Origin of the sequence: Bacillus sp. NTK071, from assembly GCF_017303315.1 — a bacterium.
Classification (GTDB): domain Bacteria; phylum Bacillota; class Bacilli; order Bacillales; family Guptibacillaceae; genus Guptibacillus.
This window is the reverse complement of record NZ_JAFKOI010000005.1, coordinates 21,433-37,228: the sequence shown is the minus strand read 5'-3', so window position 1 is coordinate 37,228 and position 15,796 is coordinate 21,433. Positions and strand designations below refer to the sequence as shown.

Below are 15,796 nucleotides of genomic sequence, written 5' to 3'. Positions count from 1 at the left end.
AAGATGGAGGTTGAACAATTTTGTTAGTTGAGAATAAGGTAGTTGTGATTACTGGAGCAGCAAGTGGAATCGGTAAAGAATTAGCAGCTGTTTTTACGGAAAATGGTGCTCATGTCATTCTAAGCGATTTAGATGAACAGAAAGTAAAGCAGGCAGCTTATGAACTGAATGATAAAGGTAGAAATACGATCGGTATTCGCTGTGATGTTACGAGCGAAAAAGAAGTTGAAGAGTTAGTGTTTCAAACGCTTAATCACTATAATCGAATCGACGTATTCATTAATAATGCAGGGCTTCAACATGTTTCGGACATTGAGTCTTTTCCAACAGACAAATTTGAACTGTTAACAAAGGTGATGCTTGTTGCACCTTTTATAGCCACCAAACTAGTATTTCCAGTTATGAAAAAACAAAAGTTTGGTAGGGTAATTAACATGGCATCGATCAATGGACTTGTTGGTTTTTCTGGTAAAGCGGCATACAACAGTGCGAAGCATGGTGTCATTGGTTTAACAAAGGTAGCAGCACTTGAAGGAGCAGAGCATGGGATTACTGTGAATGCAGTATGTCCAGGGTATGTTGATACGCCACTAGTGCGTGGACAACTTGAAGACCTCGCCTCAACGAGAGATGTTCCGCTAGAAAAGGTACTTGAAGAAGTCATTTATCCACTTGTACCTCAAAAAAGATTACTATCAGTTCAAGAAATAGCAGATTATACGATGTTCTTAGCTAGTGATAAAGCAAAAGGTGTAACTGGGCAGGCGGTTGTGATTGATGGTGGATATACAGCACAATAAACTTGTAAACGCTTTCCTTTTATTTGTAAAATAGAGAAGAATGGAGGGAGAAAGATGAAGGAAGTATTTATTCTAGAAGGCGCCAGAACACCATTCGGAACGTTCGGGGGCTCTCTAAAAGATGTTAGTCCAACAGATTTAGGTGTAGTGGCAAGTAAGGAAGCATTAAAGAAAAGCGGTGTCGAGGCTTCAGAGATCGACCTTTCAGTGATAGGGAATGTAATTCATTCCACTTCGAATGCGTCGTATCTCGCTAGACATATAGCGTTAGGAGCAGGTGTGCCAATTGAAAGTCCAGCACTGACGGTAAATCGTCTATGTGGATCCGGTATGCAGTCCGTAATTTCAGCTGCGCAATCCATCATGATGAATGAAGGAAAAACGGCACTTGCAGGTGGTGCTGATAACATGAGTTTATCTCCTTATGCACTACGAGGTAGTCGTTTTGGAGCAAAAACAGGAGCGCCGAAAATCGACGATATGCTAATGGCAACTTTGACAGATGAGTATACAGGTTTTGGCATGGGAATAACAGGTGAGAATTTAGCTGAAAAATACAACATTTCTCGTGAGGATCAAGATCAATTCGCAGCTGAGAGCCAGCAAAAAGCGGCGCAAGCAAGGGAACAGGGGATTTTTGCTGAAGAGATCGCATCAGTAGAAGTTAATAGTCCTAAAGGAGTTAATCATATTTCGATCGATGAACATATTCGTGAAGGAACAACTGTAGATAAGCTAGCCTCATTGAAACCTGCTTTTAGGAAAGATGGAACGGTAACGGGTGGAAATGCAAGTGGTATTAACGATGGCGCAGCAGCCGTTGTGTTAGCAGGAGAAGACTATGTATCATCTAATAATTGTGCACCCCTTGCGAGAATCGTCTCATGGGGGATAGCTGGTGTAGATCCTTCTATTATGGGAATTGGGCCGGTTCCTGCCATTAAAAAAGCATTGCAGAAAGCGAATATGACTCTTCACGAAATGGACCTTATTGAAGTAAACGAAGCATTCGCAGCTCAGTATTTAGCTGTAGAAAAAGCGCTCGAACTTGATCGCACAAAAGTGAATGTTAATGGTGGAGCGATTGCGCTAGGTCATCCAGTGGGAGCAAGCGGCACACGAGTATTATACACGTTAATTAAAGAATTGAAGCGACGAAATGGAAAGCATGGAGTAGCCTCCCTATGTATAGGTGGCGGGCAAGGAATTGCCATGGTTGTCGAAGTGCTGTAATTAGTCAGAAAACATTTGCAATTATTAGTGACTTTAGTATAATAGACTTAACAAGTATCGGAAAGGGGTTGTGCATTATGGTGAATTTCAATAATCATTTATTGCTAATTGCATATTGTGCACAGTCCGAATTGGTTCTTTGAGGGAAGTAATCTTTCTTATGATTAATAAGGATAAAACCATGGACTGTGCACTCCTGTCCATGGTTTTTTTACATTGCTAGCATGCTAGCATGCGATATCTGTATCGAAAAAGCCGGCTAAACAGTACGGCTCTTTTTATATGGTAAATTACTTATTAATCAGGAGGCTTACAATTGAATTTAATTAATTTAGGTTGGAATTCATTTCATGAAGAAGCGTATCAGGAATTGAAACAGGAAGGTCTTGAAATAGCAAGAGTTAAACTCGAACACAGAGGTTCTTATGAAGTGTCAACAGAGAAGTCAACATATATGGCAGCGCTATCAGGAAAACTTAGATATGACTCAGAGGCACGAGACGATTTGCCAGCGGTGGGAGACTGGGTTCTTATTGCACCGCAGGAAAATCATCGAGCAGTTATTCATTATGTACTACCTAGGAAAAGTAAATTTTCAAGAAAAGTAGCAGGGCATACAACAGAGGAACAAATTATAGCTACAAATATTGACACCGTCTTCCTTGTGAATGCATTGAATCAAGATTTTAATCTTGGTAGAATCGAGCGTTATCTTGTTATGGCGTGGGAGAGTGGGGCTAATCCCGTAATTGTTCTAAGTAAGGCAGATTTAGGTAAGAACATAGAAGAAAAAGTGGAAGCACTGGGTCGGGTTGCAATAGGTGTTCCGGTTCATGTAGTGAGTTCAGCTTCTGATACTGGAGTTGATGAACTTACATCTTATCTTGCGAGCGGAACAACGACTGCTCTACTCGGTTCTTCAGGCGCAGGGAAATCAACACTTATAAATAAATTATATGGAAGTGACGTTCAGACCGTTCAGGATATTAGAGAAGGAGATGGAAAAGGAAGACATACGACAACGAGTAGGGAGCTTATTGTTCTTGAAAGTGGAGGTGTCCTGATCGATACGCCTGGAATGAGGGAATTACAGTTATGGGAAGCAAGCGATATGTCGCATAGCTTTCACGATATTGAAAGTCTGGCACAGGATTGTCATTTCCGAGACTGCAAACATAATGGAGAGCCTGGTTGCGCAGTTGAAGAAGCAATACAGGATAGAAAGCTCGAGCGGAGACGCTTTCAGAACTATCAAAAATTCCAACGGGAACTTTTTTTTCTTGAAAGACAAACAAATAAAAAAGCCCAACTAGAAGAAAAGAAAAAGTGGAAGAAGCTAGCAGGGGATCGTACAAGGCAGCATCGTCGGTAAGTTTGTTAATTCAGGAAGGAGTCGATCAGATGACAGATCAACGTTCTGTATTATATGAATACGCTTCTTTAACGGACTGGCTACAAGAAACAGCAATGAAAATGAGTGAAGAGATATTTTTTAAGCCCATAAAGCCTGGAAAATGGTCTCCTGCTCAGATTATTTATCATATTAGTGCATGGGATGCCTACCTTATGCAGGAAAGAATTCCTTATCTCAGTAGTGAAGCGTCCCTTAAAGGTCTTGCTTTCTCAGTAGAAGAAGTAAACAGCAGTGCTGCAAGACATGCTCATTCTGGTCTTTCTATGGTTGAGCTTATTAATGAAACAGTTAAGGAAAGACAGAGAGTTGTTGACCACCTTAACCAACTGGACAGAAAGCAATGGACTGATACGTTCTACATCGATAAATTCCCCTTATGTCTCACAAGTTATATTAAAGGGTTAATTGAGCATGATGAGCATCATAAACTCCAAATCGAAGTATTTATGAGTGAACAGGGACTTTCGCTATCTCTTAACTCATAATATTGAGGATAGGATAATGTGAGCATAACGTGGAAAGGCTATACGGTGGAGGTGAGAAGAATGGCGAAACATAAAGCAAACCCTACTACAAATAGCCTGGCTTCATCTCAGCCTGAAGGTCAGGGAACTGGAATTGAAATGGGATTACCTAAAGAGTCAGCAAGAAAAAAGAAAAAGAAATAGAGAAAGAAGGCACCGTTACTTTGACGGTGCCTTCTTCATTATTTATTTTCATTAATAAGTTTCTGCGAATTGCATAATGTGCAGGCGATTCAGAACCGCAATGAGACGGCTTGTTCCCTCTAACAGGTCTTCTCTTCTAACATACGAAAGAGGGATTTTCATTCTAACAGCATGTTCTTGTCTATAGAGAAGTAATAAAACGTTGGCTTCTAGTAGTGCATCAAAAACTTCTTGCTGATTAAGGGCTGGAGTGAAATCAAACCAGATTGCTGTCGGGTCTTCTTTATCAAGTATCGTAATGTGATCTTGTAGTGTATTAAGCTTGTGCAGCACTTCGTGTTTTCGCATAGTTAGTTCGTTACTAACTTTTCCGAAATGGGCATTCATTTCGTTCGAGTTCAAAATATTTTCTACTAATTCAAGGAGAATGGGTGGAGGACTTAAACTTAACTGTACTTGAAGGTCTAGCACACGTTCCATGACATTCTCTGGCCCTAATATCCAGCCTATACTTATCCCAGGTGATATACCTGTAATATGTCCAACTTGAAGAACGATTTTACGATCTTGTGCAAGTTCATAATAAGAGAGTAGTTTCTCACTCGAAGATTGCGTGAAAAATGGCGTATCATTTATTTCAAGAATAGGGATTTTCCATTTCTCACAATGAGAAAGAAGTTTTTTTCTTTTCTGAATGGTTGAAGATGTATAGATTGAATGATCGTAAAGTGAACTTGTGATAACTAGTTGTATATTTTCCTTAAGGACCAGCTGATTAGTAAGAGGTCGTTCTGTTGAAAACCAGTTTATTTTAATACCTGAAGCATGCAATATGTTCAGATTGGAATAATTAACGGGTTCTTCCACCGCAATTGTATCTCCTGGATTGAGAAAACATTTCACCGCGATTAGCAAAGCATGCTCAAGACTAGATGTAATCACCATATTATCAGGTGTTACTTCTTCATCCAATAAGTGACAGATCGAATGAGCTACATGTTTAGTAGTAGGAGGGTAACTCTCTGTTCGAGTTGTGAATGGTATCAAGTCATGAGCCGTTCTCGCCAAGCATAAATCAGGTGCTACAGATCCAGAAAGGAAATTAATAAATGATGGTTCATTCATATAATTTGTCACTTTACTGAAAATAGAAGAATTCTCTGCTAGATGATGATTTCTTAGTTTACTCCAGGTAATGGAGTGATCAGGAAGAAGGTCTGTTGCGTCATCACTAACGCGAGTTCCACTCCCCTGTTTAGAAGTTATTAGACCATTGGCACGAAGTTCTGCGTAAGCAGTTGTAACTGTACTACGATTTACGCCGAGCTTCAGTGCAAGATCGCGTTCAGTAGGTAGCAATGTACCGGTTTGTAGAGAACCATTTATAATAGAATTTTCATAGTAATCAACGATTTGCTTGTACAACGGTTTGTTGCTTTCTAGGTTCAGTGTAAATCTCGCCATTGTCCATCACCTCACTTCCTATTATAGACAAATATTTTGAAAATTGTATAAATTATTCAATATATTTACGTTTAATATTATCTTGAACATACAGGTTTTAAGCCATTTGGAGGAGGTTTTTGTAAAAATAGACAAATTGGATGGGTCTTTTTAGTTCAATTGGATGGTTACAGAAACTTTTCTGAAATTTACAATAAGTTTAATCATTCAGAAAATTGTCGATTGTGGGAACCGGTTGCAAACATGGTATACATAAGTTGAGTGACATGACCTCCCTGTTATAAAGCTCACAAAAGGTTCCGTAGTTCGCACACCATTTTCATAATGGACAGTAAAAGGTCAACGTGTCTTTGACCTGAATGGTACAAACAAATAGGGGGTAACACAATGAAGAAAAAGTTTTCACTACTGCTTTCGGTCATCTTGTTGTTAAGCCTTTTCCTTGCTGCGTGTTCAGGTAACTCAAACACATCTAGCAACACGAACAGTGAAGGAGAAGCTGCAAGCGGATCAGATGGTGATAGTTCAAAGGGGTCAGCAGAGCAGGTCTTAAATTTAACGGATACACAAGATATACCAACGATGGATACAACCCAAGCTACAGATCAGGTAGCGTTTAATGTAATCAACCAGGTATTTGAAGGTTTGTACAGATTAGATAAAGATAACAAACCAGTACTTGGTATGGCGGCTGAAGAGCCACAAGTAGAAGAAAAAGACGGTGAAACAGTTTACACATTTAAACTACGTGAAGATGCTAACTGGTCTGATGGTACACCAGTTACAGCAGGTGACTTCGTCTATTCGTGGCAAAAAATTATTCACCCAGATACAATGGGCGGATACGCTTCTATGATGGGTGCTGCTGGTATTAAGAACGGAAATGAAATCGTCACTGAAGGAGATCCGCTTTACGGTAAAGTGGAAGAGCTAGGAGTTAAAGCTGTTGACGATAAGACGCTAGAAGTCGTTGTCACTCAACAGGTTCCTTATTTCTTTGATCTTCTTACATTTGCTTCTTTCTATCCACAACCTCAGAAATTCACTGAAGAACAGGGAGAGGACTACGCTTTAGAAACTGACGCTATGCTTTACAATGGTCCATTTACACTAGCTGAATGGAATCATGGCGACGGTTGGAAGTTAGCGAAGAACGATGGGTATTGGGATGCTGATACTGTTCAGCTTAAAGAAGCGAATTACAAAATTGTTAAAGATGAAGCAACACGTGTAAATCTTTATGAAACTGGTAAGATCGATCGCGCTGGTCTTAGCGCAGACTTCGTAGATCAATTTAAAGACAGAGAAGATTTCTCAACTGTTCTTGATACATCTATTTTCTTCCTTCGTATGAACCAGAAGAACGAAGCGCTAGCGAACAATGATATCCGTAAAGCATTGTTCCTTGCTTATGACCGAGATGGGCTTGTAAACGTATTACTTAACAACGGTTCAGTAGCAGCTCGCTACCTTGTTCCGAAAGATTTCTTAACTCTCGATGGTGAAGATTTCCGTGCACCAGCTCCAGATGGTTATCTTGCTGATAAAACAGCTGAAGATGCAGCGGAATACTGGAAGAAAGGCCTTGAAGCAATTGGTAAAGATAGTGTAGACCTTGAATTCCTTACAACCGACAGTGATCTTGCTTCGAAAATTGCGGAATACGCTAAAGACCAGTTTGAATCCAAGCTTGATGGACTTAATGTGAAAATCAATAAGCAACCATGGAAGCAATTCCTTGATCTCGAGGATTCTGGGGACTATGATATTTCAACTGGTGGATGGGGACCAGACTATCCAGATCCAATGACATATGTGTACATGTTTGAAACTGGCGGAGCATACAACCGTATGGACTACTCAAACGAAAAGTATGACAAGTTAGTTTCTGATGCAAAAACAGAATCTGATGAGCAGAAGCGCTGGGAAATGATGCAAGAAGCAGAGCGTCTTCTAATCGAAGAAGATACAGCGATCATTCCTACTTATCAAGCTGGAAGAGCCATTCTTATGCAGGATTATGTGAAGAACTATTACGTTCATAAGTTTGGAGCTGATTCTTCTCTTAAATGGGTAACGATTGAAAAGTAATACAAGAAAAGCGTGGACCAAATGGTCCGCGCTTTTTTCTATACTTAACTAATCGATTACCGTTAGAGGTTCGGGAGTTTACGATAGTTAGTTTGTTGTTCATATACATAGGCTAAATTAATGAGTTGTGTTTCGCTAAAACCTTTTCCGGTGAACGTAATGCCAAATGGTTTGTTATTTGAAGTAGAACCTGCTGGGACGGTGATAGAAGGATAACCTGCTTTAGCAGGTAGAGTTGAACCATAGCAACCAGTAAATAGCAAGACGTCCAAACGCTCAGTCTCCATGATATGATCAAGTCCTTCTTCTTTTGCGTATTTCAGATCGAAAAGCCTGCTCTTTAGGTAGTCCGAATCACTTAACTGCCCACTCGTTTGATTCGCTTCTACTAAAAGAGGATGACCGTAACGCAAGGCCGTATCTTTATTAGCATTATTGAAAGCAATGATTGATTCAAGTGTCATGTTTGTCGAGTTTGTTTCTTTAGCAAGATAGTTATTGATACCAGATTTAAATTCATGAAGAAGAACCTGGTAGTCATTCTCAAGATCTTCCTGGCGAGCGCTTATTTCTTCTATTTCTACAATAGAACACCCAGCTTTCTTAAGTTTATCAACTGCTCGGTTCATTTGCTCTTGTTCTTCAGGGTGCATGTCATTGTAGTAACCTTTCTTCACGATTCCAATCCTAAACTCTTCAAGTAACGTTTGGAGAAGGTATGGGGTGTAATCATGATAAGAAGGAACATGAAAGGTGGATGGATCTGCTACATCAACCCCAGAAATAACGCCAAGAATGATTGCAGCATCCGTTACGTTACGAGTAATGGGTCCTGCGATATCCTGTGACAGTGATATGGGAATAATCCCTTTCCTGCTAACCGTACCTATTGTGGGTTTTATTCCAACGACAGCATTTGAACTTGCCGGGCTAAGTATTGATCCATTTGTTTCAGTTCCAATCGCAGCTGTAGCGAAGTGGCAGGCAACTGCTGCAGCAGAGCCAGAACTCGATCCTCCAACGTCAAGAGTGCCTGGGCCATAGGGATTAAGAACCTGACCTCCCCTTGAACTATATCCATTGGGCATTGAGTCACTCATGAAGTTCGCCCATTCTGTCATATTCGTTTTACCTAGTATAACTGCTCCTGCCTCACGAAGCTTCTTGACAAGAAAAGCGTCTTCCTTACCAAAAGAATTGGATAGGGCGGAAGAACCCGCACTCGTATGCATATTATCTCCAGTATTGATGTTGTCTTTTAATAGTATTGGAATGCCATGAAGAAGTCCTCTTGATCCCATTTGTTTTCTTTCTCGATCAAGACCTTCTGCAATAAAAAGGGCATCAGGATTCACTTCTAATACAGCGTTTATATGAGAATTGTGTTTTGCAATTTGTTCAAGATAGAAACGAACTAGCTGGTGTGATGTGAGTTCTCCTTTAAACATTGCGTGCTGAAGATCTATAATTGTTGATTGTTCAAGCCACTCTATTGCTAACATGATTAGAAACCTCCTGAACCATTTTGTAATTTATTCTACAAATTATGTCAATTTTCCTTTATTAGAATTGTACTATGACGGTAGAGCTTGGTATATTCCAAATTAGTTAAAGAAAGCATTCAATAAAAAAACCAGAATCTAAGTTAAGATTCTGGCTTTCAGATTATATTGTTCTGGCTTGCCTAACAAACCAGGGTTTTAATTTAATAAAGAAGGCAATAAAGATCCCTGCTACAATTGCACCTTTAATTAGGTTGAATGGTGTAATACCAGTTAACACAAGTGCCTGGCGAGCTGATGCTGACATTTCTTCAAAGCCCATAAACCAGGTATATGCAGGTAAAATAATTAAATAGTTCAACAATCCCATCATTGCTGACATGAGAATAGTTCCGAGTGTAAGTCCCAGTGTTAATCCTTTCTGGGTTTGGTTAAACTTACGGAAAATAAGAGATGTTGGTACGATAAAGAATACTCCCGCAATGAAGTTGGCAAGCTGACCGATCGGAACGCCTGTAAAACTTCCTTGAATACCAAAATGGATAAAATTCTTAATCGCTTCAACAAGAATTCCTGCTACTGGACCATACAGGATGGCCACAAAAAGTGCTGGTATTTCACTGAAATCAATTTGAAGAAAAACAGGAAAACCAGGTAGTGGAAAATCGAGTAACATCAGTAAGTATGAAATACTACTGAACATAGCAACGACGATCATTCGTTGCGTTTTAGATACACTTTTCATTTTGACATTGCTCCCTTTTTTTTCGAACCACCGAAAAAGGAGATGTGGCCCCAGTGCACATAAAAAACCATGAGTATGGGGCTCATGGTTACGGCATGGGGAAATAAGCAAGCACTTTCTTGAAATGAAAGCAACTTACTACTCCACCATCTTCTCCCATCCAGACTATACTGTCGGCTCTGGAATCACACCAGATCCTGCCCAAAATACAGGCTCGCGGGCTTGAGGAATTGCATATCCTTCACCGCCGGTCGGGAATTACGCCCTGCCCCGAAGATAGTTCGCTATAATGTTTACATGTTCATTATAGCGCGGTGGTAGAGATATCTCAATAAAAACATCTTGAAACTAAGCTATTTTATGATAACGCTTTCTTTTTCGTATTTTAAAAAACCTTCTGTTCGCTCGAACAGAAGGTTTTTAGGTAAAGCGCTCTCATGCAACCCTAAAGGGACAGTAAAACCCCCTCTAATGGAAGCTCACTTTATTTCTTTTCAGAAAGCCATGTTGCTACTAACTCAGCTTCTTTTCCTTCGATTACTCCTGCTGGCATTCCGCCGCCTTTTCCATTCTTAATGATACCAAGAATTTCATCTTTGGAATATTTGCCACCAACTGCTTCAAGTGCAGGTCCTGCACCACCACCAAGGTTTTCTCCGTGGCATGAAGCACAATTTTGTGCAAAAATTTGCTCAGCTTCTCCTCCAGCAGAGTCACCGCCTTCTTCAGATTGCTCACTGTGACTACCTTCGCCACCTCCAGCATGTTCTTCGGTTGTGGAAAGCCAATATGTAAAACCTACAACCAAGACAAGGAACAAAATTGTTGCACTTATATATGCGGATGATTTACCCATTCTGTTCACCTCCTGTATCCTCATCTTAATCATACTTTTCACACATCCAATTATCAAATATATTTTGGTTCTACCTTTCTGAAGGATGGAAGGTATTCTATGTTTGCTAGTAAAAAAATCTTCTAATTTGAAGATCCATTTCATAGAAATAGAATATGAAAGAAAGGAATGGTGGGAGGGAATTAGGAATGAAAAGCAACTCAATTAAGTTGTTTAGTGATAGAAGCAGCAATCAAATTAGGGCATTTTCTTTTTTTACGATTATTGGACTAGTTATATTATTTATTCTAGCTGGAATTATTTCATCTTCAGAAACAAAATATCAACTCTCATCTTCTATGATTCATGACTGGATCACGAGTTTTTCTACAGAAGCAATGGTATATGGGATGGGGACTGAAAATCATTATCTGACTCAGGTTTTACCTGAGGAAAGTGAGCCGCCTGCTTTTTCACTCGTTGCGTTCCAGTTCATTACGAGCATTAAACCGGGAGATATTAGAAGTCTGGTTGGCGGAGAGCTACCAGGATTTGCATTATACGATGCGAAAATTCATGTAGCTGGAGAAGGAACAAATTTCACAAACCTACCGGTAGAATCAGCACCGCCACTTAATGAGTTATTGAAAGAGCGTGACGTATCTTCTGATAAGCTTCAAATTCAAGATTCAAAGGATCAGGTAACTCCACCACTTCACACAACGAACGGACGCAAAGTGGCTTTTATCTATCATTCCCACAGTTACGAATCCTATCTTCCGTTACTGGGGCTAGAAGGAGAGAAAAATGCAAATCTAGCTAACGATGGTAAAACGAATATAACACTAGTAGGTAAGATGCTTGGTGAAGAGCTTGAAAACAGAGGAATTGGAACACAGGTGGATGATTCCAACATAGGAGCTCTCTTAAATAAAAAAGGGTGGGAACATGGAAAAGCTTACGATGTATCTAGAACGATCGTTCAATCTGCGATGGGTGGAAATGATGGGTTAGATTTATTTATTGATATTCATCGGGATTCATTAAGAGAGAAAGATACAACAGTGACAATCAATAACAAAGAATATGCTCGTACTGTATTTGTAATAGGAGAAGAAAATCCTAACTATGAGAAAAACCTGGCGTTAGCGAAAGACTTACATGAGGCATTAAAAAAGGAATACCCTGGATTAAGTAGAGGGGTTATTGGTAAGAAAGGGCAGGGAGTGGATGGAATTTACAACCAGGATTTATCTCCTAGTGCATTGTTGATTGAAATTGGTGGCGTTGATAACAATCTAGAACAACTAAGCAGAACGGTAAAAGCTATTGCAGACGTTATGAGCGAAAATTATTGGAGTACACAAAAAGTAAGTAATTAGCCTGTAAAAACGCAATCTAAAGCGCATGTCCACAGGGCATGCGCTTTAAGTTGGTTGTTTATGAAGTGTTAAGAAGCTTGTTGCAAGTCCAACGGCAAAAATAGTTACAGCTGAATACATTGTAGCGTTCAAACCAATGGTCTTTGAGCCGATAATAATAACAAAGCCATCAATAAGGAAAATAATCACTCCAACGTTTAAAGAGAGTACACGTGAAATAAATTGGGCAAGGAGATCTGTTCCACCGGTACTTGTTTCAAATTTAAGCATTAAGCCTATACCAGAACCGACAAATAGTCCACCGAGGATGGCGCTTATGAGTATGGAGAAGGAAAAGGTGTGACGAAGTGGTGAAAGAACATCAATGAAGAAGGAAGATAGTAATAAGCCATGAAGACTGTTGTAGAAATAGGGTCTGAAATAAAAAAATGCAATAATGTAGAGCGGGATACTTAAGCAGATAATCGTTAGTCCTGTCTGGTAACCCCACATGTATTTAATAATTAAACCAATTCCAATCATTCCACCATCTATTAAATGATTCGGAACAAGAAAACCGTTAATGCCAAATCCAACTAGAATACTTCCAAAGAAAACAGCTGTCATTTTCTTATACATAAGATGCTCACCTGCTTGTTCATGGTTGTTCCATATCTATGTATGAAATGTAGCTTTCATAACGCGATCATCATTATTTACTCAATCGTTTGAGATCATATAAAAAGTTATCGTTTGGTAGCAGAAGGCCGGGTGTTTAAATGAATTCATTACTTTCTCTGTACGACATTGGATATTTATATACGTTATCGGCATTTTTACTAGCTCTACTTTCCTTCTACGGAGGGATGTCTGTAATTGTTGTAATAAAAAAAGACAATCTAGTTCATGCGAATAAATTGATTATTTCAAGTGCAATGATTATGGGATTTTCGTTTTATGCGATTAACTTATTAGTGAATTTATCAGTCTCCTCAGCTGGTAGTATTAAGATTTATTTTCTCCATGCTGTTATTTTGATTTTGTTAAGCGCATTAAATAGCTATTTGATTTTACGAAACATTTCACAAAACACAATGAAACATCGTTTTCACTTGAGTAATGGATTGACTTTAGCTACAGGGATTCTAGTTACTTTTTCGGCTGGAAACCTCGTTTACTTTAGGAGAGTTATTTCATTTTATCCATTGCATCTGGTGTTAGCGGTTATTGTTATCACTGGATTCTCTATGTGCCTTGTTCGTTTTTTATATTTAATTAACGTTGAGGAGAAGTTGAATCATGATAAAGGTATGAAATTTGCTGGTGCTCTAGCAGCTGGAACCGCCTTTCTGTGTTTACCATACCTATTATTCTATGGAATGATTGATCAAACGACCTTTTCAAATCCTAACGGAACCTTTGATCCTTATCTCGTTTCGCTTGCCTTTATTCTGATTTGTATAGGAGGACTCATTTATATCCCAGATCGATTAGGAGTCATAAGACAAATGGAGCAGTCAGAGAGACTTGCTAAAAATGAGCAACAGTTTCAATCTCTATTTCATCATAATCCTGATGCTGTGTTCTCAATCAATACAGAAGGAAAGTTTATAAGTGTTAACTATATTGCTTCAGAATACACTGGATACTCGATTTCTGAATTAAAAAAGATGACCTTTGATCAAGTTATATCTCCTAGTGATATAGAACTTGCTAGAGGAATGTTTCATAGGTCTTTACAGGGGGAAGTTCACCAATTCGAAGTGAAAATCCAAACAAAAAAGAAAGATTACAAAGAACTTTATATCTCAACAGTACCGATTATGATTAGTGGTAAGATCGTTGGCGTATATGGGATTGCAAAAGATGTGACAGAAAACAATCGAGCAGAAAAGATGATTCATTATTTAGCTTATCATGATGAGCTTACGGGTCTACCAAACCGTAGGTACTTCAATGAAAAGCTTACTGAACTTCTTAAACGAGAAAAACCTATGCCATTTGCTGTTATGCTCATTGACTTCGATCGATTTAAACGAATTAATGATTTATTTGGTCATGAGTTCGGTGACCGAGTAATTCAAGCAATTGGAAAGCGTCTTGAGCAAGTTCTTAATGACAGGTTTGTGGTTGCTAGATTAGGAGGAGATGAATTTACAATTCTTGTGACTGAAGAAGAACAGTATGTTGCTAGAATTGCAAAGCAGGTTCTAGAGTCATTTCATCAGCCATTACTAATTGATAACCAGGAATGTTTATTAACAGCTAGTATAGGCATATCTCTTTATCCTCATCATGGGAGGGATGCAGCTGAGCTAATGAAGCATGCAGACATGGCCATGTACGATGTGAAGGATAAAACCACTAATAATTTTGCTTTTTATATAGAAGAAATGAGTAACCAGACCCTTCATAAAATCATACTGGAAAACGATCTAAGGAGAGCAATCGATGAAAATGAACTTATTGTTTATTATCAACCAAAAATCAATACTCTTCTAGGCAAGGTAATTGGATTTGAAGCACTTGTAAGGTGGCAGCACCCTAACATTGGATTAATTCCTCCGGATGAATTTATTCAGGCAGCGGAAGAAACAGGGTTAATTATTCCGATAGAAAAGTGGGTAATGAGACAGGCATGTGAACAGTTAAAGCAGTGGCATCTTATTTTTGAGAAAGAGTTAACGGTTGCAGTGAACTTATCACAAAGACATTTCAATCAAGAGGATATTGTCTGTACGATTCATACGATATTAACAGAAGTAGGACTAGAACCGAAATCTCTTGAAATTGAAATTACTGAAAGCATGGCCATGTTTAACGAGGAAGAAACAATTGAAAAGTTACATAAATTAAGGGAGCTAGGACTTGAAATTAGTATGGATGATTTTGGGACAGGATATAGTTCATTAAACTATATGAAGAAACTACCCATCAATCGTTTAAAGATTGATCGATTATTTATTAAAGATATTACAATGAATTCGTGTGACCTTGCAGTAGTAACAACAATTATTTCGATGGCTCGGCATCTTGGTTTAGACATTATAGCAGAAGGAGTGGAAACAGAAGAGCAATTGTCTGTGTTGAAGGGGCTAGAGTGTTATGAAATTCAGGGCTATTTGTATAGTAGACCAGTTCCTGCTAATGAAATAAAACCATTCATGGAAACATATGTTGTTTAATGAGTGGCTTGCATTCAAAAAAAGAGAGTCGATGTGCGAATCCTTTATTGCAGCAAGCATAGCAAGCTTTAAAAGATTGGCTATGTTAATGAACAGTGTGGAGTTTTGGCTCATTCGAGTGAAACTGAGCTTTCACTCGAATGAGCCAAAAACCGAGATATCAACAAGATGAGCTAACATAGCCAAAAGATCAAAAAGGTATATGAGCTACAATATAGTACTAAGGTTTCACCCCTTAACATGATAAGTCAGAAAGGCAGGCCATTGGCCTGCCTTATTTACATGTAGTCACCTAATTATGTAATTATTTTCCAAATACTAATCTCGTAAATACAGTATATCACTATTAAACCTAAAATGTTATTGGGAAATGGTACGCGAAAAAGCTAACTATAACCCTGTGAGTTCTACTATATTTCCCAATACAAACATGAAAAAATCTGTGATAATCTACTAATGTACTAAAAATTCTAATTATTCCGAAACGGAGGAAATGAA

General features: G+C 38.8%; 13 protein-coding genes and 1 riboswitch. Of the genes, 8 read left to right on the top strand and 5 right to left on the bottom strand.

The window, feature by feature from the left end:
* The first annotated feature begins 20 nt into the window (after positions 1-20).
* The 5 genes from JI666_RS10365 (at position 21) to JI666_RS10345 (ending at position 4,115) form a co-directional block, all read left to right on the top strand.
* Positions 21-800, top strand: a complete 780-nt coding sequence (locus tag JI666_RS10365; protein ID WP_206891508.1) for a 3-hydroxybutyrate dehydrogenase — start codon at positions 21-23, stop codon at positions 798-800.
* 54 nt (positions 801-854) lie between these two features.
* Complete coding sequence (locus JI666_RS10360) at positions 855-2,033, top strand: thiolase family protein (RefSeq protein WP_206891506.1); 1,179 nt, start codon at positions 855-857, stop codon at positions 2,031-2,033.
* Between the two features lie 316 nt (positions 2,034-2,349).
* Positions 2,350-3,405, top strand: coding sequence for a ribosome small subunit-dependent GTPase A (gene rsgA, locus JI666_RS10355; RefSeq protein WP_206891504.1), 1,056 nt, complete (start codon positions 2,350-2,352; stop codon positions 3,403-3,405).
* Positions 3,406-3,434: 29 nt separating this feature from the next.
* Positions 3,435-3,932, top strand: coding sequence for a DinB family protein (locus JI666_RS10350; protein WP_206891502.1), 498 nt, complete (start codon positions 3,435-3,437; stop codon positions 3,930-3,932).
* 60 nt (positions 3,933-3,992) lie between these two features.
* Positions 3,993-4,115: a YuzL family protein gene (locus JI666_RS10345; protein WP_206891501.1), complete on the top strand. Its 123-nt coding sequence runs from the start codon at positions 3,993-3,995 to the stop codon at positions 4,113-4,115.
* 51 nt (positions 4,116-4,166) lie between these two features.
* On the opposite strand, the gene JI666_RS10340 is transcribed toward JI666_RS10345, so the two are convergent.
* On the bottom strand, positions 4,167-5,579 hold the full coding sequence (locus JI666_RS10340; protein WP_206891499.1) for a GntR family transcriptional regulator: 1,413 nt from the start codon (positions 5,577-5,579) through the stop codon (positions 4,167-4,169).
* Between the two features lie 387 nt (positions 5,580-5,966).
* Here JI666_RS10340 and JI666_RS10335 point away from each other — a divergent pair, with 387 nt between their 5' ends.
* Positions 5,967-7,670, top strand: coding sequence for a peptide ABC transporter substrate-binding protein (locus tag JI666_RS10335; protein ID WP_206891498.1), 1,704 nt, complete (start codon positions 5,967-5,969; stop codon positions 7,668-7,670).
* A gap of 62 nt (positions 7,671-7,732) precedes the next feature.
* On the opposite strand, the gene JI666_RS10330 is transcribed toward JI666_RS10335, so the two are convergent.
* From JI666_RS10330 to JI666_RS10320, 3 genes are all read right to left on the bottom strand, one after another.
* On the bottom strand, positions 7,733-9,172 hold the full coding sequence (locus JI666_RS10330) for an amidase family protein (RefSeq protein ID WP_206891496.1): 1,440 nt from the start codon (positions 9,170-9,172) through the stop codon (positions 7,733-7,735).
* 163 nt (positions 9,173-9,335) lie between these two features.
* On the bottom strand, positions 9,336-9,917 hold the full coding sequence (locus JI666_RS10325; protein ID WP_286170729.1) for an ECF transporter S component: 582 nt from the start codon (positions 9,915-9,917) through the stop codon (positions 9,336-9,338).
* Positions 9,918-10,061: 144 nt separating this feature from the next.
* Positions 10,062-10,199: riboswitch (FMN riboswitch) on the bottom strand.
* A 202-nt stretch (positions 10,200-10,401) separates the two neighbouring features.
* The gene (locus JI666_RS10320) at positions 10,402-10,773 is read right to left on the bottom strand and encodes a c-type cytochrome (RefSeq protein WP_206891495.1); all 372 of its coding nucleotides are present in this window, start codon (positions 10,771-10,773) and stop codon (positions 10,402-10,404) included.
* A gap of 188 nt (positions 10,774-10,961) precedes the next feature.
* Between JI666_RS10320 and JI666_RS10315 the strand changes: the two genes are divergently transcribed.
* Positions 10,962-12,134, top strand: coding sequence for a stage II sporulation protein P (locus tag JI666_RS10315; RefSeq protein WP_206891492.1), 1,173 nt, complete (start codon positions 10,962-10,964; stop codon positions 12,132-12,134).
* Positions 12,135-12,179: 45 nt separating this feature from the next.
* Here JI666_RS10315 and JI666_RS10310 read toward each other — a convergent pair whose 3' ends face one another.
* Positions 12,180-12,752, bottom strand: a complete 573-nt coding sequence (locus JI666_RS10310; protein ID WP_206891491.1) for a YitT family protein — start codon at positions 12,750-12,752, stop codon at positions 12,180-12,182.
* Between the two features lie 140 nt (positions 12,753-12,892).
* Here JI666_RS10310 and JI666_RS10305 point away from each other — a divergent pair, with 140 nt between their 5' ends.
* A complete protein-coding gene (locus tag JI666_RS10305; RefSeq protein ID WP_206891487.1) occupies positions 12,893-15,298 on the top strand; it encodes a putative bifunctional diguanylate cyclase/phosphodiesterase in 2,406 nt (801 codons plus the stop codon).
* The last annotated feature ends 498 nt before the right edge of the window (positions 15,299-15,796 follow it).